We start from the raw sequence: 20092 nt of genomic DNA on the forward strand, positions 1-20092 counted from the left end.
GAGCGGCGCGCCGCTGTTTCTGCATCGCTTCCCGGGCGTTCGCGTGAAAAAGTAAGCGACGATGCCCGACTCTCCTGATCAATACGACGACTCGAAACTCGAGGCGCCGAACGAGGCCGCCCATGAGGACGCCCATGGCGCGACCCGCGAGACCGTCAAGGTTGATCTGGCGAACCACGAGACCCGGCAGGTCGACACCGGCGCCCGGCGGACCGTGCCGATCGACCGGGCCAACCACGAGACCGTCAAGCTGCCCGGCCAGCGCCGCCCGCCGGCCCGCAAGGGTCGCGCGCCGCTGCTGGTCGCGGCCGGTTTCGCCACGTTCTGGGCGGCCCTGGTCTCGTACCTGCCGATGGTCGCGATCGTCGGCCTGGCCCGCACCTTCGAGGGTGCGGGCGGGCTGGGCGGCGCCGCGGCCGGCGGGCTGGCGGCGTGGCTGCTCGGGCACGGCGTACCCCTGGGCACCGCGATCGGTCCGGTGTCGCTCGCCCCGCTGCTGGTCACCCTGCTCGCCGCCTGGCGGCTGAACCGGGCCGGCCTGCACGTCACCCGGGCCATCGGCGCGCGCCGCAGCGGCTCGGTCCGGGCGGCGTTCCTGGTCGCTGTCACGGTCGGGCTCTGGTACACGCTTCTCGGCGCGCTCGCGGCGATGGCGCTCAGCGGGCCGGGGCTGGAGGTCAGCCCGATGCGGGCGGCCGGGCAGCTCTTCCTGATCGGGACGGCGGCGGCACTGATCGGCTCACTGCGCGGCACCGACGCCGTGGTGGTGCTCGCCCGTTGGCTGCCCGCGCCGGTACGGCACGGGATGCGGACCGGGGTGGTGGCGGCGCTGCTCCTGCTGGCGGCGGGCGCCGCGTTCACCGGGCTGTCGGTGGCGATCGGCGGTGGCGAGGCGGCGGACATGATCGCCGTGTACCGGACCGGGGTGGCCGGGCAGACCGGCATCACGCTCGTCAGCCTGGCGTACGGCGCGAACGGCGTGATCTGGACGGCGGCGTACCTGCTGGGCCCGGGATTCACCCTCGGCACCGGCGTCGAGGTGAGCCTGACCGAGGTGACCGTCGGGACGCTGCCCACGCTGCCGCTGCTGGCCGGGCTCCCGGCCGGTCCGATGGGCGGCGTCGGCGTGCTGCTGCTCGCGATCCCGGCGCTGGCCGGGCTCTGCGCCGGGGCGATGCAGACCAACCGGCTGCGCCGCGACCCGGAGAACCCCGAGCCGGGCTGGGGCCTGCTGCTCGGCTCGGCGGTTCTCGCCGGCCCGGCCGGTGGCCTGCTGCTGGGCCTGCTGGCCTGGTTCTCCGACGGTTCGCTCGGCGGCGGCCGGCTGTCCGCGATCGGCCCGGACCCGGTGGCGGTCGGCGCGGTGGCGGCCGGGGTGATCGCGCTGTCGGCCTCGCTGGGCGCGGCCGCCGCACGAACCTTCCGCAAGAAGTAAGCGCCGTAAAAGGAGGAGCGCCCCGGCCGATGGCCGAGGCGCTCCCGAGACTCTCGCTTGTCAGCTGGAGCCGGTGAGGCCGGAGAGCGCGCCCGTGGCGATCAGGATGATGTTGATGACCAGCCCGAGCGCCAGGATGCCGAAGGTCACGTAGGCCAGTGTCGGCGGCTTGCCGACCTTCTTGGCCTCGTTCAGGCACAGGACGGCGAAGACGATGCCCAGCGGCCAGCACAGGAACGCGAAGACGATGCCGAGGATGCCCCACAGCGTCACCTTGTCGTTACCCGCAGCCGGGGGCTGCTCTCCGTAGTAAGGGGGTGGCGTCACGTTATTCCTCCGTGCTTGCAGTTTGCTGTGAGCATGATGAAAGAGACGGGCAGCGTAACCGATGATCGGCAGTTTGTGGTGTCCCCCTTCTGACCCGGCTCGACGTGTCGTCGCGGAGTCGCCCGAAGGGGCAAACGGCCTGGGAGATAGGGTGCTCGGGTGACCGACCCCGCGCCCGCCCGCCTGGTCGTCCTCGTCTCCGGCTCCGGCAGCAACCTTCAGGAACTGCTCGATGCCTCCGCCGATCCCGCCTACGGGGCGAAGGTGGTCGCCGTCGGCGCCGATCGGGACGGCATCGCCGGGCTCGACCGTGCCGCCGCCGCCGGTGTGCCGACCTTCGTGGCGAAGCTGAAAGAGTTCGCGACGCGGGACGACTGGGACGCCGCCCTGACCGCGCTCGTCGCCGAGCACAAGCCCGATCTGGTCATCTCGGCCGGCTTCCTCAAGCTCGTCGGCCCGGCGTTCCTCGCCGCGTTCGGCGACCGGTACATCAACACGCACAACGCTTTGCTGCCGTCGTTCCCGGGCATCCACGGCCCGCGGGACGCGCTCGCGTACGGCGTGAAGATCACCGGCGCCACCCTCTTCTTCGTCGACGCCGGTGTCGACACCGGGCCGATCATCGCCCAGGTCAGCGTCCCCGTGCTCGATGACGACACGGAGGAGACGCTGAGCGAACGCATCAAGGTCGCCGAACGCGCCCAACTGGTCGAGCACGTCGGCCGCCTGGTGCGCGAGGGCTGGACCATCGCTGAACGAAAGGTACGCATTCATGAGCGGCAGCGCTGAGGCTACGAGCCTCGACCACGACGGAGAACGATCGCCGGAGCGCGGAGCGCAGGAAGCTCAGCGCGAGGGCCGCCGCCCGATCAAGCGGGCCCTGCTGAGCGTCTACGACAAGGCTGGACTCGTCGAGCTCGCTCAGGCCCTGCACGCCGCCGGGGTGCAGATCGTCTCCACCGGCTCCACCGCCGGGAAGATCGAGGCCGCGGGCGTTCCCGTCACCAAGGTCGAGGAGCTCACCGGATTCCCCGAGACCCTGGACGGGCGGGTCAAGACGCTGCACCCCAAGGTGCACGCCGGCCTGCTCGCCGACCTGCGCCTGCCGGCTCACGAGCAGCAGCTCGCCGAGCTCGACATCGCGCCGTTCGACCTGCTGGTCAGCAACCTCTACCCGTTCACTCAGACCGTCGCGTCCGGGGCGAACGAGGACGAGTGCGTCGAGCAGATCGACATCGGCGGCCCGGCGATGGTGCGCGCGGCGGCCAAGAACCACCCGAGTGTGGCCGTGGTGACCTCGCCCGCGGCGTACCCGCTGATCGTGCAGGCCCTCGACGAGGGCGGTTTCACGCTGACGCAGCGCAAGCACCTCGCTGCTCGCGCCTTCGCGGAGATCGCGGAGTACGACGTGGCCGTCGCCAACTGGTGTGCCACCGTGCTCGCGCCGGACGAGTGGCCGGAGTTCGCCGGGCTCGCCCTGAAACGGCAGGCCACGCTGCGCTACGGCGAGAACCCGCACCAGCAGGCGGCGCTCTACACCGACCCGGCTGCGCCGGCCGGGCTGGCGCAGGCCGAGCAACTGCACGGCAAGGAGATGTCGTACAACAACTACGTCGACGCGGACGCGGCCTGGCGCAGCGCCAACGACTTCACCGCGCCGTGCGTGGCGATCATCAAGCACGCCAATCCGTGCGGCATCGCGATCGGCACGGACGTGGCCGAGGCGCATCGCAAGGCGCACGCGTGCGACCCGGTGTCCGCGTTCGGCGGTGTGATCGCGGTCAACCGTGAGGTGACCGTCGCGCTGGCCGAGCAGATCGCCGACGTCTTCACCGAGGTGATCGTGGCACCGTCCTTCGAGGCCGGTGCGCTCGAGCTGCTGCGCGAGAAGAAGAACCTGCGCGTGCTGGTCGCCCCGGCGTGGGGCCCGGCGCCCGCCGAGATCAAGCAGATCGGCGGCGGCGTGCTGGTGCAGATGGCCGACCGGATCGACGCGTCCGGCGACGACCCGGCGAACTGGACGCTGGCCACCGGCGCGGCCGCCGACCACGCAACCCTGCAGGACCTGGCCTTCGCGTGGCGGGCGATCCGCAGCGTGAAGAGCAACGCGATCCTGCTCGCCCACGACGGCGGCACCGTCGGCGTCGGCATGGGCCAGGTCAACCGGGTCGACGCCGCGCATCTCGCGGTGAACCGGGCCGGCGCCGGCCGGGCGCGGGGCAGCGTGGCCGCCAGCGACGCCTACTTCCCGTTCCCCGACGGGCTCGAGGTGCTGATCGAGGCCGGCGTGAAGGCGGTCGTCCAGCCGGGCGGCTCGATGCGCGACAACCTCTCCATCGAGGCGGCGGAGAAGGCCGGCATCACGCTCTACCACACCGGCACGAGGCACTTCTTCCACGGATGATCGGATGACAGCGGAACGAGTGGTGCACAACGAGACCTTCCGCGGGAAGGACTGGGCTCTCGCCGAGGAGAGCCGGGTGCACTACGAGGACTGCGCGTTCCACGACGTCGACTGGTCCGAGTCGGCGATGACGGGCTGCACGTTCACGCACTGCCAGTTCGGGAACGTGCGGTTCAACGCGTCGGTGCTCACCCGATGCGCGATCCTGCGGTCGACGATCACCCGGTGCTCGTTCTTCGACACCACGTTCACCGACTGCAAGCTGACCGGCACCCAGTTCCTGGACTGCTCGCTGCGCCCGCTCACCGTCGACGGCGGTGACTGGGGTTTCGTCGGCCTGCGCGGGCAGAACCTGACCGCGGTCAAACTGGCCGGCCTGCGGCTGCGGGACGCCGACCTGACCGGTGCCGACCTGACCCGGGCCGACCTGCAGGGCGCCGATCTGGCGAACGTGCAACTCAAGGATGCTGTGCTGAAAGGCGCCGACCTGCGCGGCGCGAGTCTCGACGGGGTCGCGCTGAAGGGCGTGGACCTCACCGGGGCGAAGATCGACCTGGCTCAGGCGGTGTTGTTCGCCTCTGCTTACGGAGCCGTGGTCTCCAGCTGATTTCACGGCTGATACGTTCGGCGGAAAAGATGACTGGGAGTGAAAGCATGGGCAAGAAGGTCACTGTCGTAGGCGCCGGCTTCTACGGGTCCACGACCGCACAGCGTCTGGCCGAGTACGACATCTTCGAGACCGTGGTGCTCACCGACATCATCGACGGCAAGCCCGCCGGCATCGCGCTGGACCTCAACCAGTCCCGCCCGGTCGAGGGCTTCGAGACGAAGGTGGTCGGCGTCACCACCGGCGCCAACGGCGAGGGCTACGAGGCCATCGAGGGCTCCGACGTCGTCGTGATCACGGCCGGCCTGCCTCGCAAGCCCGGCATGAGCCGGATGGACCTGCTCGAGGTCAACGCCAAGATCGTCCGCACGGTGGCGGAGAACGTCGCCAAGTACGCGCCCAACGCCGTCGTCATCGTCGTCTCGAACCCGGTCGACGAGATGACCGCGCTGGCTCAGATCGCCACGCAGTTCCCGCGCAACCGGGTCTTCGGCCAGGCCGGTGTCCTGGACACCGCCCGGTTCACCAACTTCATCGCCGAGACCCTGGCCGTGCCGGTGAAGAGCGTCGACGCCCTCACCCTCGGCTCGCACGGCGACACGATGGTCCCGGTGCCCTCCAAGTGCACGGTGAACGGCAAGCCGCTGTCCGAGCTGCTGCCGGCCGAGAAGATCGAGGAGCTCGTCACCAAGACCCGGAACGGCGGCGCCGAGGTGGTCGCGCTGCTCAAGACCGGTTCGGCATACTACGCGCCGTCCGCCGCCGCGGCCCGGATGGCCAAGGCTGTCGCCGAGGACAGCGGCGCGGTCCTGCCGGTCTGCGCCTGGGTCGACGGCGAGTACGGCATCGACGGCGTCTACCTGGGTGTGCTGGCCGAGATCGGCGCGTCCGGCCTGAAGAAGGTCGTCGAGACCGACCTCACCGACTCGGAGCTGGCCGGTCTCAAGGAGGCCGCCGAGGCCGTCCGCGCCAAGCAGGCGGACGTCGCCAACCTCTGAATGCAGTACGCTCGTACTGTTAGTGTGTGGCTGCGGGAAGGGAGCGCCTGTCGATGGCGAAGATCAAGGTCAACAACCCAGTGGTGGAGCTCGACGGCGACGAGATGACCCGGATCATCTGGAAGCAGATCCGGGAGCAGCTGATCCTGCCGTATCTCGACGTCCCGCTCGAGTACTACGACCTGTCGATCCAGTACCGGGACGAGACGGACGACCAGGTCACCATCGACGCCGCCAACGCCATCAAGCGGCACGGCGTCGGCGTCAAGTGCGCGACCATCACCCCCGATGAGGCGCGCGTCGCCGAGTTCGGGCTGAAGAAGATGTGGCGCTCGCCCAACGGCACCATCCGCAACATCCTCGGCGGCGTGGTCTTCCGCGAGCCGATCATCATGTCGAACGTCCCGCGCCTCGTACCCGGGTGGACCAAGCCGATCATCATCGGCCGGCACGCCCACGGCGACCAGTACAAGGCCACCGACTTCGTCGCGCCCAAGGCCGGCAAGTTCACCATGACGTTCACGCCGGAGGACGGCTCGGAGCCGATGGAGTTCCACGTCGCCGACTTCCCGGCCGGCGGCATCGGCATGGGCATGTACAACTTCGACGAGTCGATCCGTGACTTCGCCCGTGCGTCGTTCCGCTACGGCCTGGCCCGCAACTACCCGGTCTACCTGTCGACGAAGAACACGATCCTCAAGGCCTACGACGGCCGCTTCAAGGACCTGTTCGCGGAGATCTTCGAGACCGAGTTCGCGGCCGACTTCACCGCCGCCGGCCTCACCTACGAGCACCGGCTCATCGACGACATGGTCGCCGCCGCGATGAAGTGGGAGGGCGGCTACGTCTGGGCGTGCAAGAACTACGACGGCGACGTGCAGTCCGACACGGTCGCGCAGGGCTTCGGCTCGCTCGGCCTGATGACGTCGGTGCTGATGACGCCGGACGGTCGGACGGTCGAGGCGGAGGCCGCGCACGGCACCGTCACCCGGCACTACCGGCAGTGGCAGAAGGGCGAGAAGACCTCGACCAACCCGATCGCGTCGATCTTCGCGTGGACCGGCGGCCTCAAGCACCGCGGCGTCCTCGACGAGAACCCGGCCGTGACCGAGTTCGCCGAGACCCTCGAGCGCGTCTGCGTGGAGACCGTCGAGGGCGGCCAGATGACCAAGGACCTGGCCCTGCTCATCTCCCGCGACGCCCCGTGGCTGACGACGGACGAGTTCATGAACGCGCTCGACGAGAACCTCGCCCGCAAGCTGGCTTAAGACCTTCAAACCGTTTGGGCGTACGCGCGACGGGCTTGACCCGACCGCAACACCCCGGCGGCGTGGCACACCGCGACCCAGTCGCGCGAAAGGCCGTGAACGTGCCTTTCGCGAGACTGGGTCGGTTGCTGTCGGCCAAACGCATGTTTGCAAGTCGTAACCCCGGGGTATGCGCTTCGTTTCTTACTGCAGAACGGATGACGGTCGTGACGCTGAGGGGTCGCCCGCCGGTCCGGCTGCCTTGTCCCGGGCGCCGATCGGTTCCTCTCGCTGTCCCGCACGACCAGTAGGCGCTTCTGCGCCTGCCGTCCCTTCCCTGCGGGGGGCCTTGTCCCGGGCCCCCCGCCCCCTAAACTCCCGTTCCATGGTGTCCCGGCCGTTCTATGCGCTGCATGCCGACGCCTACGACCTGCTGATCACCGATCCGGTCGAGCCGTGGACCGATGCCGTGCACGAGCGGCTCGTCCGGGCGGGACTGCAGACGGCCGTGATGCTGGACGCCGGCTGTGGCACGGGCCGGCACGCCGCCGCGCTCATCGCCGACGGTCACCGGGTCGACCTGGCGGACGCGTCCGCGGAGCTGTTGTCCCAGGCCCGGCAGCGGTGCCCGGAAGCGACCGTGCGGCACGTCGACCTTCGCACGCTGGATCCGGCGCCGGAGTACGACGCGGTGACCTGCCGGGGTGTCCTCAACGACCTGGTCACCGACGAGGACCGGGACGCGGTGATCGCGGCGCTGGCCGGTTGCCTGCGCCCGGACGGGTTGCTGTTCCTGGACGTGCGGGAGGCGGAGGCGTCCCGGGTGAGAGCCGACGGTACGTGGCGGCACCTCGTCGGAGGCCGGCTCCGGTTCTCCGCGCGTACCACCTGGGACGACGGGCTGCTGCGGGTCGAGGAGCGCTACGACCTGGGCGGGCAGGTGTCCACCTACGACTTCACGATGCGGCCGTGGTCGACGGACGAACTGACCTCCACGTTGCGGCGGCACGGGCTGCGTGACGTCGAGGTCGGCGGGGGAGTCGGTCGCCGTACGCCGGACCGGCTGTTCGTGGTGGCCCGCCGCGCCGTGCAATAGCGTGCCGGTATGCGGGTCGGCGCGTGTCAGACACCGGAGATCCTCGGGGACGTGGACGCGGCCCTGCGCGTCGTCCTGGACCACGCGCGGGCCCCGGTCGATCTGCTGCTCTTTCCGGAGTGCTTCCTGCAGGGCTATCTGGTCACCGAGCAGCATGTTCGGGAGCAGGCGTTCGACCTCGGGTCGCCGGAGTTCGCGGCGGTGCTGGAGCGGCTGGCCCCGGTCCGGCCGATGCTGGTGCTCGGGATGATCGAGCGGGCCGGTGCGGCGTACTACAACACCGCGGTCGTCGTCGCCGGTGGGCGCGTGGTGGGGCGGTACCGCAAGACGTTCCTGGTCGAGGGGGAGCGGGTGTTCGACGCCGGTGATGATTACCCGGTCTTCGAGTGTGCGGGCACGCGTTTCGGGGTGAACATCTGTTACGACGCCCAGTTTCCGGAGGCGGCGGCCGGGGTCGCCGCCAACGGCGGGCAGGTGTTGCTGGTGGCGGCGCAGAACATGATGCGGCGGGCGAACGCCCATCGGTGGCAGCACCGCCACAACGAGATCCGGGCGCGGCGTGCCCGGGAGACCGGCATGTGGCTCGTCTCGGCCGACGTCACGGGCGAACGCGGCGACCTCAGGGTCGGCCTGGGCCCCACCTGCGTGATGAATCCGGCGGGTGAAGTGGTTGCCCAGGTGCCGGCCGGGGAAGCCGGCATGGTGATCTTCGACATCACTGTCCGTCGATAGCCGGAACCGGTTTCGTCTCGGAGAACGCTCTCTTGTTCCGGAACCGTGGGGAGGTCTTGACCGGGCGACCCGGACCGCGTAACTGTAAACCTACCTTCCGGTTCCCCTCATCCCCATCCCCCTCCGGAGATCACATCATGGCTTCCCGGAAAATCCTCGCCGGGGCGGTGATGAGCGTCGTCGTCGGCGCCGTCGGCCTCCTCGGCATCACCAGCGCGTCCGCCGCGTCCTCCGGCACGCTCGTCAGCTCCGTCAACAGCAAATGCCTCGACGTCACCGACGGATCCACCGCCAACGGCAACCAGCCCCAGATGTGGGACTGCACCAGCGGCAACCAGAACCAGGTGTGGACGTTCGCCGACAACGGCACGCTCCAGGCCCGCGGCAAGTGCCTGGACCTGGCGAACAACTCCACCGCCAACGGCGCCGTCGTGCACCTGTGGGACTGCTTCGACACGGTCGCCACCCAGAAGTGGACGCTGACCGCCGGCAAGGACCTGATCAACGTCGCGGCGAACAAGTGCCTCGACATCAAGGACAACAACCTCGCCAACGGAGCCAAGTTGCAGATCTGGGACTGCTCCGGTGCGGCAAACCAGAAGTGGACGTCCTCCGGCGGCGGGACCACCCCGCCGCCCGACACCCCGCCGGACAACCCGAACAACCCCGACCTCGGCCCGAACGTCTCCGTGTTCGACCCGTCGATGTCCCAGGCGACCATCCAGAACCGGCTCAACCAGGTGTTCAACCAGCAGGTGGAGAACCAGTTCGGCAACGCGCGGTACGCGTTGCTGTTCAAGCCGGGCAGCTACAACGTGGACGCCAACGTCGGCTTCTTCACCCAGGTCGCCGGCCTCGGTCTCACCCCCGACCAGGTGAACATCAACGGCCACGTGCACGTGGAGGCCGACTGGTGGCACGACGGCTCGCAGAACGCGACGCAGAACTTCTGGCGTGCCGCCGAGGGCCTGTCGGTCACCCCGCCCGACGGGCAGGACCGCTGGGCGGTGTCGCAGGCGGCTCCGTACCGTCGCATGCACCTGCGCGGCCGGCTCGCGCTCTCCGACGGCGGCTGGTCGTCCGGCGGATTCATGGCCGACACCAAGGTGGACGGTCAGATCGACAACGGCTCGCAGCAGCAGTTCATCTTCCGCAACTCGCAGATGGCGGGCTACGTCAACAGCAACTGGAACGCGGTCTTCGTCGGTGACCAGGGCGCCCCGGGCAACACGTTCCCGAACCCGAAGTACACCAACGTCGCCCAGTCGCCGGTCGTCGCCGAGAAGCCGTACCTCTACGTCGACAGCACCGGGCTGTACCAGGTCTTCGTGCCCGCCCTGCGTACCAACGCGGTCGGCACGAGCTGGGCCGGCGGCAACCCGGCCGGGTCGTCGCTGCCGATCAGCACGTTCTACGTCGTCAAGGCCGGCGACACCGCCACGACCATCAACGCGGCCCTGGCGGCGGGCAAGAACCTGCTGGTCACCCCCGGCGTCTACCACCTCAACCAGACGCTCAACGTGACCCGGGCCAACACCGTCATCCTCGGTCTGGGCCTGGCCACCTTCATGCCGGACAACGGCGTGGACGCCATGCACATCGCCGACGTGGACGGGGTCCGGCTGGCAGGTGTGCTGTTCGACGCGGGCACCACCAACTCGAACATCCTGCTGCAGGTCGGCCCGACGGGCTCCACCGCCAACCACGCCGCGAACCCGACCGTGCTCTCCGACGTCTTCGTCCGGGTCGGCGGCTCGGTGGCCGGCAAGGCGTCGATCAGCATGCAGATCAACAGCAACAACGTGATCGGCGACCACGCTTGGATCTGGCGGGCCGACCACGGCAACCCCAACACGGTCGGCTGGAACGTCAACACCGGCCGCAACGGCCTGATCGTCAACGGCAACGACGTGACCTTCTACGGCCTCTTCGTCGAGCATTACCAGCAGTATCAGACGATCTGGAACGGTGACCGCGGCCGGACGTACTTCTACCAGAACGAGATGCCGTACGACCCGCCGAACCAGGCCGCCTACATGAACGGCAGCACGCAGGGCTGGGCGGCGTACAAGGTCGCCGACTCGGTCACCACCCACGAGGCGTGGGGCCTGGGCAGCTACTGCTTCTTCAGCACGAACTCGTCCGTCGTCAACGCCCGGGCGTTCGAGACACCGGTCAAGCCCGGCATCCGATTCCGCAACATGATCACCGTGTCGCTCGGCGGCACCGGCACGATCTCCCACGTGATCAACAACCTCGGCGCCGCGGCCCGCGCGGGCCACACCGAGGAGCCCCTGGTCTCCGGACCCTGACGAAGCGGTAGCTCAGGGCGGTGTTCGCGCCGCGGATACCGCCCTCGGCTGCCACTGCACACCCAGCCGTGCGCGTCAGGGTCAGGGTGCTGTCACGTCCTGGACCGAGCGGGCCAGGATGCAGAACTCGTTGCCCTCCGGGTCGGCGAGCACCACCCAGGAGGCGTCGGCCGGCTGGCCGACGTCGACCGGGCGGGCGCCCGCCGCGATCAGGCGCTCGACCTCCTCGGCGGCGGTGCTGCCGTCGGCGCGGAGGTCGAGGTGCAGGCGGTTCTTCGCGGTCGTCTTGCGCTCGGGGACCTTGCACACGTCGATCGTCGGCCAGGTGGCGCCGGGCGGGCCGATGCTCGTCACCTCGGCGTCCTGCTCGACGACCCGCCACCCCAGCACCGACATCCAGAAGCCGGCGACGAGTTCCACATCCACCGCGTCGATGGCGATCGTGGCTATGCGACTGGTCATGTGACCACGGTACCCAAGGGAGCGCGACCATTTACGCACGTGGAGCGAAGCGACCCTCGGCGTGAGCGACGGTCTGTACCACCCACCCCGCTACGACCGCATGATTTTGATCCTGGGTCTTCGTGGTGTCAGGCGGCGGTAACCGGGCGGGCGTCGCATCGAGGCATGACTATGAGTCGACGCACGTTCGTCTCCGGGGCCACCGCGATCGCGGCCGGGCCGATGCTCATCCGCCTCGACGCGCCGCGGCTGCCCGACGGTCTGTTCCGGCTCGGCGTCGCATCCGGTGATCCGCTGCCGGGCGCCGTCGTCATCTGGACCCGCCTGGCGCCGGAAACCGGCATGCCCGATGTGGCCGTGCCGGTGCACTGGGAGGTGGCCACCGACGAGCGGTTCCGGCGGGTGGTCGCGTCCGGCGCCAAGCAGGCCACCGCCGATCTCGCGCACTCGGTGCACGTGGACGTCCGCGGATTGCGGCCCGGCCACCTCTACTACTACCGCTTCAAGGCCGGCGCCCAGATCTCGCCGGTGGGCCGCACCCGCACCGCCCCGGCCGAGACCGGCCGCCCGCAGAACCTGCGCTTCGCGTTCGCGTCCTGCCAGGACTACCAGGCCGGCTTCTACAGCGCGTACGCCCACCTGGCCGAGGAGGACCTGGCGTTCGTCGCGTTCCTCGGCGACTACATCTACGAGAGCGCGCCCAACCCGAACGCCCGCCGCACCCACGAGGGCACCGGCGAGCCTCTCGACCTGGCGCAGTACCGCAACCGCCACGCCCAGTACAAGACGGACCCGCACCTGCGGGCCGCGCACGCCGCGTTCCCGTGGATCGTGACCTTCGACGACCACGAGGTCGACAACAACTGGGCGGACGAGATCCCGCAGGACCCCGACCTGCAGACGCCCGCGGCGTTCCGGGCCCGGCGCGTCGCCGCGTTCCAGGCGTACTACGAGCACATGCCGATGCGCCGCTCCTCCCTGCCGCGCGGGCTGGACATGCAGGTGTACCGGCGGTTCCGCTTCGGCGACCTGGCCACCATGCACGTGCTGGACACCCGGCAGTACCGCAGCGACCAGCCGGCCACCCGCGAGGCCGCGCTCGACCCGGCGCTCACCATGACCGGGCCCGAGCAGGAACGGTGGCTGGTCAACGGTCTGCGCAACTCCGGCAGCCGCTGGAACCTGCTCGCCAACCAGGTGATGTGGGCGCAGAACGACCGCACGGCCGGCCCGGCGCAGACGTTCGACCTGGACAACTGGGACGGCTACCGGGTGCAGCGCCGCCGGTTGCTCGACCACTTCGGCTCCGGCCAGGTGGCCAACCCGATCGTGCTGACCGGCGACCGCCACTGCACCTGGGCCTGTGACCTGCGTACCGACTTCGACGACCCGTCCACCCCGGTGGTCGGCGCCGAGATCACCGGCACGTCCATCACGTCCGGCGGGGATCCCGACGTGGCCGCGTTCCACCGCACCTACGACCCGATCATGGCGGAGAGCCCGCACTGGCGCTACATCGACAACCAGCGCGGCTACGTGGTGTGCGATGTGGACAGATCACGCACGCTGAGCAGCCTCCGCCTGGTGGACACGGTGTGGGCGGAGGTCGCACCGGTGCGCACGGCCGCCGAGTTCGTCGTCGAGAACGGCCGCCCCGGCATCGCATCCGTCACGGCGGCATCTTGAAAATCCACTTCAAGAACGTAAAACCGATGTCGTAGGTGGGTGGGTGGTGCGGACCGCTGCTCACGCCGAGGGTCGCTTCGCTCCACGTGCGGGAGTGGTCACTGTGCTAGTTGCTCCGCTTCGCTCCGCGGGCGATCGCCTTGTAACCGGTGACTCGGCCACGAAAAACGACGGCTGCAAACCCCGCGGCCGTCGTTTTTCGTGGCCGAGTCACCGGCGGCGATCGCTCCCGCCTGGGGTTCTACTTGGCGATCCGGCTGAGCTCGGCGATCGCCTGGGCGGCCTTGATGTACTTGTTGTCGGCGAGGTCGCTGATGGTCTTGATGTTGAACGCCTTGAGCAGCGCCTCACCGTCCGCCTCGCTGACCCCGGAGAGTGCGGAGACCGGGGCGTCAGCGAGCTCCTTCGGGGAGCTCGACTCGTACGCCTTGTCCAGCACGGCATCAAGGTTCACGGAGATCGGCATGGGTTGCGCACCTTTCGATCGGGACGCCGCCGAGTTCGCCCGGCGACAAGACACCGACTTAGCCGTTCCCGGCCGAGCTAAACCCTCTGTCCCCGGTCCGGGTGTCCCGGACCGAGCTGAACCTCTGCCCCGGGCACGGGTATCCCGGGCCGGCGACACGACCTAGCATCGGCCGATGACCGAGCTTCGCCGCGCCGCCGATCTGCTCGACGCCGCGACCACCATCCTGGCGCGGGAGAGGCGCCGGCTGGCCGGGGTCCTCACGGCGGAGCACGAGCTGGTGCTCGTCGGCGGCAGCTCGGTGGCGGGCGCCCTGACGAAGGGCGACGTGGATCTCCACCTGCGCGTGCCGGAGAGCGCGTTCCCAGACGCCGTGGCCGCGCTGACCGAGATCTACGACGTGGTGCTGCCGGAGATCTGGCAGCCGACTTTGGCAACGTTCGCCGTCAAGGCGGCCCTGCCGACCGGAGTGGCGGCAACGCCGATCGGCTCCGAGCACGACGTGCGTTTCACAAGGACTTGGCGCCGCCTTGCTGCCGACCCCGCCCTGGTCGACGCCTACAACGAGCTCAAACTCCGCCACCGCAACGACCCGAGGGAGTACGAGCTTCGCAAGTCAGCCTTCTTCGACAAGCTGGCAGGCAAAACAAGACCCGCCCAAAGCGACCAGCAAAACATGACCTGACAGCAGCGCAGGCCCCATCCCACCCACCCACCCATGTGGTCCAGAGCAACAACCCGTCCGGTGCGGTCGTGTAGGGCAGCCCCCGCCCGTGTAGTCCAGAGCAACAACCCGTCCGGTGTGGTTGTCTAGCGCAGCCCCCGCCCGTGTGCTCGTCCAGAGCAACGACCCGCCCGGGGTGTTTGTCTAGCGCAACCACCCGCATTTCGCCCGCTGACGACTTGGCCACGAAAAAGTGCCAGGCGAAGCCGAGGTGCTTTTTCGTGGCCAAGTCGTCAGCTCCCCGGGGCGAAATGCCCGGAGGAGCGAAGCGACGACCAGCCAGCTCAGCAGCCGCATGCAACCAGCCCAGCCCACCTCAGCTCAGCAGCCCCAGCGGCAGCCCCGCAACCCAGCCCTCAGCTCAAGGTCATCTCCCCCGGGGCAAGCAGCACTTCTTGTACTTGTTGCCGGACCCGCACCAGCACGCCCCGTTCCGCTCCGGCGGCCAGGTGACCTTGGCGGGGACCAGGGCGACCTGGCGTGCGTAGCCGGCCCGCGTCTCCGGGTCGGCCGGGTCGCCGTCCGCCCCGACGTACCCGGTCAGCCCGGCGACCGAGCCGGTGGGCAGGGTCAGGCCGGTGCGCCCGGCGGCGGCCAGCCGGGTGAGCTCGTGCTCCAGGCGGGCGCGGTGCTCGTCCCAGGTGTCGCCGTACGGCTCGGACAGCGCGGGCCATTTCGTCAGCAGGCTGTCGAACTCGGCCCGCGGCCAGAACAGCAGCTCCTCGGCGGGTGCGGCGGCGGGGCGGGCCAGCCGGGACTCGAGCCGCTCGGCCAGGTTGTCGTGGGTGTCGTGCGGCATGCCGAGGACGTGCCGGATACGGTGCCGTTGCTGGAGCAGGAAGAAGAGCACGCCCGCGTCGTCGGCGGTGGCCGGCTCGGCGGTGCCGCTGCGCTCGGCGAGCGCGGTCTGTACTGCCTCGGACAGCCACTCCTCGGCGACCCGGTTGCGCCCGCCGGCGGCCAGGGCGGCGGTGAGGTACGCCGCGGCGTCCGGGTATTGCGTGAGCAGCGCGCGCAGGGGTTCGAGGTCGGCCATCGCCTCGTCGCCGCGGCCGGACCGGAACAGGATCCGTGCGCGCAACGCCCGGGCGGCGGCGACCTGGCTGTCGTCCCGCGTCGCGTACGCGTCGAGCGCCCGTTCCACGTATTTCAGGGCCGCGTCGAGTTTCGAGCGGCTCTCGGCGATTTCGGCGGCGAGCGCCAGGGCGTACCCGGCGTCGTCCTTGTCGGCGAGCCGCCCGGCCTCCGCGGCGTCGGCGAGCTCGGCCGCGAGGCCGAGCGGATCGGCGGCCCCGAGTGCGGACTGCCGGATCTCAGTGAGGTCTGCGCTGGTCAATTCATCCTTCAACGGCACGTTGCCACGCTACTGCGACTCGTACGCGATAGCTGTTGATCTGGGTCTCACTTGTGGCGGCGCGGCGGTAGGGGAGTGAGAACGGAGGACTGCGGGCATAGTGCTGCGGTGAACGGACTGAGCACCTCGCCGCCCCCGCCGGACGCGGAGGAGCTGAACGCCTGGACCCTGGAGACCCCCGCCCAGCTCAAGGGCCTGCGCGCGGGCCTGGTGGAGGCGCTGAACACGCACGCGTCGGTCATGAACAGTGAGCTGGACGGCATCCCGGAGCGGATGGTTCTGGTCGTCACGGAGCTAGCGACCAACGCGATCAAGCACGGTCACCCACCGACTCGGATCCGGCTGCTGCGCACCGGGGACCAGTTCGTCCTGGACGTCGCCGACCACGATCTGACGGCTTTCCCGGAGCTGGCCGAGACCCGGCCGATCAACGCGGGCGGCCGCGGTCTGCACCTGGCTCAGGCTTTCGCGCTCGAGGTCGGCTGGTACGCCACCCACGACACCAAGCACATCTGGGCGGTCTTCCCCATCGACGCCGAGAGCTGAGACCTCGGAGACGGCGACGGTGAGCGCCGCCTGCTCGCTCGGCAACCGCCTGGTGTTCTGCGGGTCGGCGACGAGCCTCTGGAAGGCGCGTCGTGCTTCCTTTCCTGGTACGGGTGGTGGCTTCGTCGCCACCACCCGTACTTCGCGCGCGCGAAGCCCGCGACGGATGCGGCCTGGCCCGGTTTCGAACCCCGGCCTAGTAGGTCAGCGTTCCGCGGAGCAGGCTGCGCCCGGAGTGCGCGGCGTCGCCGTCGTGCGGCTCGTCGCTGACGTCGACGAGGCGGTACCGGTTCATGTCGATGCCGGGCGGCACCGGCAGCACCGTTACCGGCCGGTCGGGCAGGTTCCCGAGCGCGACCATCTTCGTGGGGTCGTCCGGGTCGATCAGCCACACCTCGTGGAAGCCGGTGGTCAGCGGCAGGTTCCGCACGTCGATGCGCATCGCTCCGTCGGACAGCACCTGGACGCTGCCGGCCGCGGCGCCCGGCACCCTCGGCAGGGGCGCCAGGGTGGCCCGCGCTGTCACCGTCTCGGCCGGGGCGCGTCGCACGAACCGGTCGACCGTGACCGTGCCGGCGACCGCGAGAATCGCGGCGGCCGTCGCGGCGAGCACCGGCGTCAGCCAGCGCGACCGCGTCCGGCGGGTCCGCACCGACCGCTCGAGGGGTGCGGCGGCCGGGGTTTCGCCGGAGATGCCGTCCTCGACGCGTCGCCAGATGTGCTCCGGCGGCGCCGGGAGGTCGCGCAGGTCCTCGCTCTCCGCGCCCAGGTCGGCGACGGTACGCAACGCGTCGAGCTCGTGCCGGCAGACCGCGCACTCGTTCAGGTGACCGGACTCGCCGGGCCCCTCGGTCTCCTCAGAGAGCGCGAGAAGCACCAGCCGATCGGGATCCAAATGCTGCACCGTCCACCTCCCAACGACGTCGCAGGTTCGCCAGCCCTCGGCGAATGTGGCTCTTGACCGTGCCGAGCGGGAGCCCGGTGACGGCCGCTATCTGTGGATGCGTCAGATCGTCGAAGAACGCCAGTTCCAGCGTGCGCCGCTGCTCGGCGGGCAGCCGGCCCAGCTCGTCGGCGACCACCAGCCGGTCGACTATCCGCTCCGGGCGCTCCGGCTCCTCCGGCGGGGCCACCTGGGCGCGGACGGTCGCGGTGACCCGGTCGTCGCGGACCGCCGACCGGATCCGGTCGATCGCTTTCCGCCGGGCGATCCCGAGCAGCCAGGCCAGCATCGTGCCGCGCTGCGGGTCGAACGTGTCCCGCCCGGCCCATGCGGCCACGAACGTCAGCTGCGTGACGTCCTCGGCGTCGGCCCGGTTGCTCAGCAGGCGCTGCGCCAGGTAGAGCACGGCGGCGCCGTGTCTCTCGTACGCCGTCCGCAGCGCCTTCTCGTCACCGGCGCGCAGGCGCTCGGCGAGTTCGTCGTCGGAAATCATCGACCTCCCTCCCGAGCAGCGGTTCTCCCCGTCATTCGCTCGGCGGGTCGGCGATGGATGCAGTGAATTTCTCACACTCTCGACCGCATCCGCCGCCGACGGTCACGACGAAGACCAGGGCGTACCCAACAGAGGGAGTTCCGATGCGTGTTTCCCAACTTCGCCGAGCGGCAACTGTCGGCGCGGCGGCCCTGATCGCGTTCGGCGCGGCGGGCGCGTTCCTGACCGGTCCGGCGTCCGCCAAGGCCAACGCGCGTGTGTCCGTCGTGCACGGCATCCCCGGGCAGCCGGTGGACGTCTACGTCAACGGCAAGAAGACCCTGCCGGACTTTCAGCCCGGGAAGGTCGCCGGACCGCTCAGCCTGCCGGCGGGCGAGTACGACATCGCGCTCACCAAGCCGGGCGATCCCATCGCCGACGCGCTGCTGACCGTCGACAACGCCGAGGTGCCCGGCGGCGCGAACATCAGCCTGGTCGCCCACCTGAGCGCGGACGGCAAGCCGGTGCTGACCCCGTTCGTCAACGACACCGCCAAGCTCGGTGCGGGCAAGACCCGGCTGGTCGTGCGGCACACCGCGGCGGCGCCGGCGGTCGACGTGCGTGCCGGTGGCAAGCCGGTCTTCGAGGACCTGACCAACCCCAAGGAGGCCAAGGCAGACCTCGACGCGGGTACAGTCTCCGCCGACGTCGTGCTGGCCGGTTCCGACACCCGGGTGCTCGGCCCGGCGGACCTGGATCTGAAGGAGGGCACCGCGACGATCGTGTACGCGGTGGGCTCGGCCGAGGACAAGACGCTCGACATCGTGTCGCAGACCATCACCGGGCTGCACTCGGCGCCGGGCGGCGTGCCCAGTGGCACCGGTGGTCTCGCCGACCGTGGGCTCTCGCTGCCCTGGTACGGCGTCGGCATCGCCGGCATTCTGCTGGCCATGCTGGGCTTCGCACGGCTGGCGACCGGCCGCCGATGAGCCGACGAGGTGGCCTGGTTCTGCTGGCCGTCGGCGCGGTACTCACCGCATCGTTCGGGGTGGCAGCTTGCCAGGCTCGGCCTGCCGGGGACTTCGAGTCCCCGGCGGGCACCTCGCCGGTCTCCGCGGCGCCAGCGGAGCCGTCAGTGCCCATCCAGGACGGCAAGCTCCCGACGGCAACGGCAGCCGACGACTCACCCACCCGGCTGGCGGTTCCGGCGCTGAAGCTGAACGCGACCGTGGACGCGGTCGGGATCGACGCGAAGACCGGCGATTTCGCGGTGCCGCCGAGTGTCGATCAGGTCGGCTGGTACCGGTTCGGGCCGGGCTTCTCGGCGGCGGCCGGCTCGATCGTCGTCGCCGGCCACGTGGACAGCGCGGCCGAGGGCAAGGGCGCGTTCTTCCGGCTGGGCGAGCTCGAGGCGGGCGACGAGGTCATGCTGACCGGTCCCGGCGGGAAGACCCGCGTCTTTGAGGTGGTGGCGCGCGAGCGGTACCGCAAGACGGCGATCCCGCTGCGGAAGTTCTTCGCGCGGGACGGCGATCCGCGGCTGACGTTGATCACGTGCGGGGGGCCGTTCGATCCGAAGACGCGTCACTACCGGGACAACGTGGTGGTGACGGCGGCGCCGGTTTCGTAAGGGTTCGTAAGCGCGGGCGTGCTGTCGTTCGCGGTGGACTGCCGGTTGACTTGACCCATGAGACGTGTCGCCTTGGTCGTCGTCATTTCCGTGGGGCTTGCGGCCGCGCTGTTCTGGTTCCAGCCGTGGCGCCTGGCCACCGATACGACGGTGCGTGAGTCGCTGTCGGCGGTCGAGTCGGCGGCTCCGGCAGAGTCGGCGGCGCCTGCAAAAGCGGCTCCTGTGAAGGCGGCGGAGGCGCCCCGGCGGGCCACTGTCCTCGCGCAGGGATCGTTCGTGACCCACGAGCACGACACCACCGGCAGCGCCCGGCTGGTCCGCAACCCCGACGGCAGCCATCAGGTCGAGCTGATCGGGCTGGACACGAGTGACGGACCGGATCTGCGGGTCTGGCTCACCGACCGGCCGGTCCTCGCCGGGCGCGACGGCTGGCGGGTGTTCGACGACGGCGAGCACGTCGAACTGGGCCGTCTCAAGGGGAATCGCGGCGACCAGGTCTACGCCCTCGACGCCTCCGTGGACCCGGCGGATTTCCGCAGCGTGAGCATCTGGTGCAAGCGGTTCTCGGTGTCCTTCGGCGCTGCCGCGCTCGCCTGAGCGGGCCGACCCACCCGTCGCGCGAAAGGCGCGTTCACGGCCTTTCGCCCGACG

21 protein-coding genes are annotated in these 20092 nt (G+C 70.1%); 15 read left to right on the plus strand and 6 right to left on the minus strand.

Translation table 11 applies throughout. The features are described from left to right. The first annotated feature begins 61 nt into the window (after positions 1–61). Positions 62–1435, plus strand: coding sequence for a cell division protein PerM (locus tag QSK31_RS18220; protein ID WP_285685308.1), 1374 nt, complete (start codon positions 62–64; stop codon positions 1433–1435). Positions 1436–1495: 60 nt separating this feature from the next. On the opposite strand, the gene QSK31_RS18225 is transcribed toward QSK31_RS18220, so the two are convergent. After that, entirely contained in the window at positions 1496–1762 is a 267-nt protein-coding gene (locus QSK31_RS18225) for a DUF4190 domain-containing protein (protein ID WP_285685309.1), read from the minus strand. 159 nt (positions 1763–1921) lie between these two features. Here QSK31_RS18225 and purN point away from each other — a divergent pair, with 159 nt between their 5' ends. The 8 genes from purN to QSK31_RS18265 all read left to right on the plus strand — a co-directional run bounded on the left by purN (position 1922) and on the right by QSK31_RS18265 (position 11158). After that, a complete protein-coding gene (purN, locus tag QSK31_RS18230) occupies positions 1922–2551 on the plus strand; it encodes a phosphoribosylglycinamide formyltransferase (protein ID WP_285685310.1) in 630 nt (209 codons plus the stop codon). Continuing rightward, positions 2535–4166: a bifunctional phosphoribosylaminoimidazolecarboxamide formyltransferase/IMP cyclohydrolase gene (gene purH, locus QSK31_RS18235; RefSeq protein ID WP_285685312.1), complete on the plus strand. Its 1632-nt coding sequence runs from the start codon at positions 2535–2537 to the stop codon at positions 4164–4166. Before purN ends, purH begins: the two co-directional genes overlap by 17 nt. Before the next feature lie 4 nt (positions 4167–4170). Beyond that, on the plus strand, positions 4171–4773 hold the full coding sequence (locus tag QSK31_RS18240) for a pentapeptide repeat-containing protein (RefSeq protein ID WP_285685313.1): 603 nt from the start codon (positions 4171–4173) through the stop codon (positions 4771–4773). A 47-nt stretch (positions 4774–4820) separates the two neighbouring features. Next, the gene (gene mdh, locus QSK31_RS18245; RefSeq protein ID WP_285685314.1) at positions 4821–5771 is read left to right on the plus strand and encodes a malate dehydrogenase; all 951 of its coding nucleotides are present in this window, start codon (positions 4821–4823) and stop codon (positions 5769–5771) included. Positions 5772–5824: 53 nt separating this feature from the next. Continuing rightward, complete coding sequence (locus QSK31_RS18250; protein ID WP_285685408.1) at positions 5825–7039, plus strand: NADP-dependent isocitrate dehydrogenase; 1215 nt, start codon at positions 5825–5827, stop codon at positions 7037–7039. 364 nt (positions 7040–7403) lie between these two features. Further along, positions 7404–8114: a class I SAM-dependent methyltransferase gene (locus QSK31_RS18255; RefSeq protein WP_285685315.1), complete on the plus strand. Its 711-nt coding sequence runs from the start codon at positions 7404–7406 to the stop codon at positions 8112–8114. A gap of 9 nt (positions 8115–8123) precedes the next feature. Further along, a complete protein-coding gene (locus QSK31_RS18260; protein WP_285685316.1) occupies positions 8124–8846 on the plus strand; it encodes a carbon-nitrogen hydrolase family protein in 723 nt (240 codons plus the stop codon). A gap of 137 nt (positions 8847–8983) precedes the next feature. Beyond that, positions 8984–11158, plus strand: coding sequence for an RICIN domain-containing protein (locus QSK31_RS18265; protein ID WP_285685317.1), 2175 nt, complete (start codon positions 8984–8986; stop codon positions 11156–11158). 81 nt (positions 11159–11239) lie between these two features. On the opposite strand, the gene QSK31_RS18270 is transcribed toward QSK31_RS18265, so the two are convergent. After that, the gene (locus QSK31_RS18270; RefSeq protein ID WP_285685318.1) at positions 11240–11620 is read right to left on the minus strand and encodes a VOC family protein; all 381 of its coding nucleotides are present in this window, start codon (positions 11618–11620) and stop codon (positions 11240–11242) included. 165 nt (positions 11621–11785) lie between these two features. Between QSK31_RS18270 and QSK31_RS18275 the strand changes: the two genes are divergently transcribed. Continuing rightward, positions 11786–13306 (plus strand): alkaline phosphatase D family protein, encoded by a 1521-nt coding sequence (locus QSK31_RS18275; RefSeq protein ID WP_285685320.1) that lies wholly within the window; start codon positions 11786–11788, stop codon positions 13304–13306. A 241-nt stretch (positions 13307–13547) separates the two neighbouring features. Here QSK31_RS18275 and QSK31_RS18280 read toward each other — a convergent pair whose 3' ends face one another. Beyond that, positions 13548–13772, minus strand: coding sequence for a hypothetical protein (locus tag QSK31_RS18280; protein WP_285685321.1), 225 nt, complete (start codon positions 13770–13772; stop codon positions 13548–13550). A 175-nt stretch (positions 13773–13947) separates the two neighbouring features. Here QSK31_RS18280 and QSK31_RS18285 point away from each other — a divergent pair, with 175 nt between their 5' ends. After that, positions 13948–14457 carry a GrpB family protein gene (locus tag QSK31_RS18285; protein WP_285685322.1) on the plus strand — a complete coding sequence of 170 codons (510 nt, stop codon included), beginning with the start codon at positions 13948–13950 and terminating at the stop codon, positions 14455–14457. A 406-nt stretch (positions 14458–14863) separates the two neighbouring features. Here QSK31_RS18285 and QSK31_RS18290 read toward each other — a convergent pair whose 3' ends face one another. Beyond that, positions 14864–15850, minus strand: a complete 987-nt coding sequence (locus tag QSK31_RS18290) for an SEC-C domain-containing protein (protein WP_285685323.1) — start codon at positions 15848–15850, stop codon at positions 14864–14866. A 108-nt stretch (positions 15851–15958) separates the two neighbouring features. On the opposite strand from QSK31_RS18290, the gene QSK31_RS18295 reads away from it, so the two are divergent. After that, the gene (locus tag QSK31_RS18295) at positions 15959–16396 is read left to right on the plus strand and encodes an ATP-binding protein (protein ID WP_285685324.1); all 438 of its coding nucleotides are present in this window, start codon (positions 15959–15961) and stop codon (positions 16394–16396) included. A 196-nt stretch (positions 16397–16592) separates the two neighbouring features. Here QSK31_RS18295 and QSK31_RS18300 read toward each other — a convergent pair whose 3' ends face one another. Both QSK31_RS18300 and QSK31_RS18305 read right to left on the minus strand, forming a co-directional pair. After that, positions 16593–17300 (minus strand): anti-sigma factor, encoded by a 708-nt coding sequence (locus tag QSK31_RS18300; RefSeq protein ID WP_285685325.1) that lies wholly within the window; start codon positions 17298–17300, stop codon positions 16593–16595. Next, complete coding sequence (locus tag QSK31_RS18305) at positions 17254–17832, minus strand: RNA polymerase sigma factor (protein ID WP_285685326.1); 579 nt, start codon at positions 17830–17832, stop codon at positions 17254–17256. Before QSK31_RS18305 ends, QSK31_RS18300 begins: the two co-directional genes overlap by 47 nt. Positions 17833–17975: 143 nt before the next feature. Between QSK31_RS18305 and QSK31_RS18310 the strand changes: the two genes are divergently transcribed. From QSK31_RS18310 to QSK31_RS18320, 3 genes are read left to right on the plus strand one after another with little or no spacing between them, the layout of a single operon-like run. Next, positions 17976–18800 (plus strand): DUF4397 domain-containing protein, encoded by an 825-nt coding sequence (locus tag QSK31_RS18310; protein ID WP_285685327.1) that lies wholly within the window; start codon positions 17976–17978, stop codon positions 18798–18800. After that, a complete protein-coding gene (locus QSK31_RS18315; protein ID WP_285685328.1) occupies positions 18797–19441 on the plus strand; it encodes a class F sortase in 645 nt (214 codons plus the stop codon). Before QSK31_RS18310 ends, QSK31_RS18315 begins: the two co-directional genes overlap by 4 nt. A 57-nt stretch (positions 19442–19498) precedes the next feature. Continuing rightward, complete coding sequence (locus tag QSK31_RS18320) at positions 19499–20038, plus strand: DM13 domain-containing protein (protein ID WP_285685329.1); 540 nt, start codon at positions 19499–19501, stop codon at positions 20036–20038. Positions 20039–20092 lie beyond the last annotated feature (54 nt).

Origin of the sequence: Actinoplanes sp. NBRC 103695, assembly GCF_030269485.1 — a bacterium.
Classification (GTDB): domain Bacteria; phylum Actinomycetota; class Actinomycetes; order Mycobacteriales; family Micromonosporaceae; genus Actinoplanes.

Coding starts and splice junctions, on each gene's coding strand:
- QSK31_RS18305 (WP_285685326.1), bottom strand. CDS start 17,832: ATGATTTCCGACGACGAACTCGCCGAGCGCCTGCGCGCCGGTGACGAG.
- QSK31_RS18315 (WP_285685328.1), top strand. CDS start 18,797: ATGAGCCGACGAGGTGGCCTGGTTCTGCTGGCCGTCGGCGCGGTACTC.
- mdh (WP_285685314.1), top strand. CDS start 4,821: ATGGGCAAGAAGGTCACTGTCGTAGGCGCCGGCTTCTACGGGTCCACG.
- QSK31_RS18280 (WP_285685321.1), bottom strand. CDS start 13,772: ATGCCGATCTCCGTGAACCTTGATGCCGTGCTGGACAAGGCGTACGAG.
- QSK31_RS18250 (WP_285685408.1), top strand. CDS start 5,825: ATGGCGAAGATCAAGGTCAACAACCCAGTGGTGGAGCTCGACGGCGAC.
- QSK31_RS18310 (WP_285685327.1), top strand. CDS start 17,976: ATGCGTGTTTCCCAACTTCGCCGAGCGGCAACTGTCGGCGCGGCGGCC.
- QSK31_RS18275 (WP_285685320.1), top strand. CDS start 11,786: ATGACTATGAGTCGACGCACGTTCGTCTCCGGGGCCACCGCGATCGCG.
- QSK31_RS18285 (WP_285685322.1), top strand. CDS start 13,948: ATGACCGAGCTTCGCCGCGCCGCCGATCTGCTCGACGCCGCGACCACC.
- QSK31_RS18265 (WP_285685317.1), top strand. CDS start 8,984: ATGGCTTCCCGGAAAATCCTCGCCGGGGCGGTGATGAGCGTCGTCGTC.
- QSK31_RS18255 (WP_285685315.1), top strand. CDS start 7,404: ATGGTGTCCCGGCCGTTCTATGCGCTGCATGCCGACGCCTACGACCTG.
- QSK31_RS18270 (WP_285685318.1), bottom strand. CDS start 11,620: ATGACCAGTCGCATAGCCACGATCGCCATCGACGCGGTGGATGTGGAA.
- QSK31_RS18320 (WP_285685329.1), top strand. CDS start 19,499: ATGAGACGTGTCGCCTTGGTCGTCGTCATTTCCGTGGGGCTTGCGGCC.
- purH (WP_285685312.1), top strand. CDS start 2,535: ATGAGCGGCAGCGCTGAGGCTACGAGCCTCGACCACGACGGAGAACGA.
- QSK31_RS18220 (WP_285685308.1), top strand. CDS start 62: ATGCCCGACTCTCCTGATCAATACGACGACTCGAAACTCGAGGCGCCG.
- QSK31_RS18260 (WP_285685316.1), top strand. CDS start 8,124: ATGCGGGTCGGCGCGTGTCAGACACCGGAGATCCTCGGGGACGTGGAC.
- QSK31_RS18240 (WP_285685313.1), top strand. CDS start 4,171: ATGACAGCGGAACGAGTGGTGCACAACGAGACCTTCCGCGGGAAGGAC.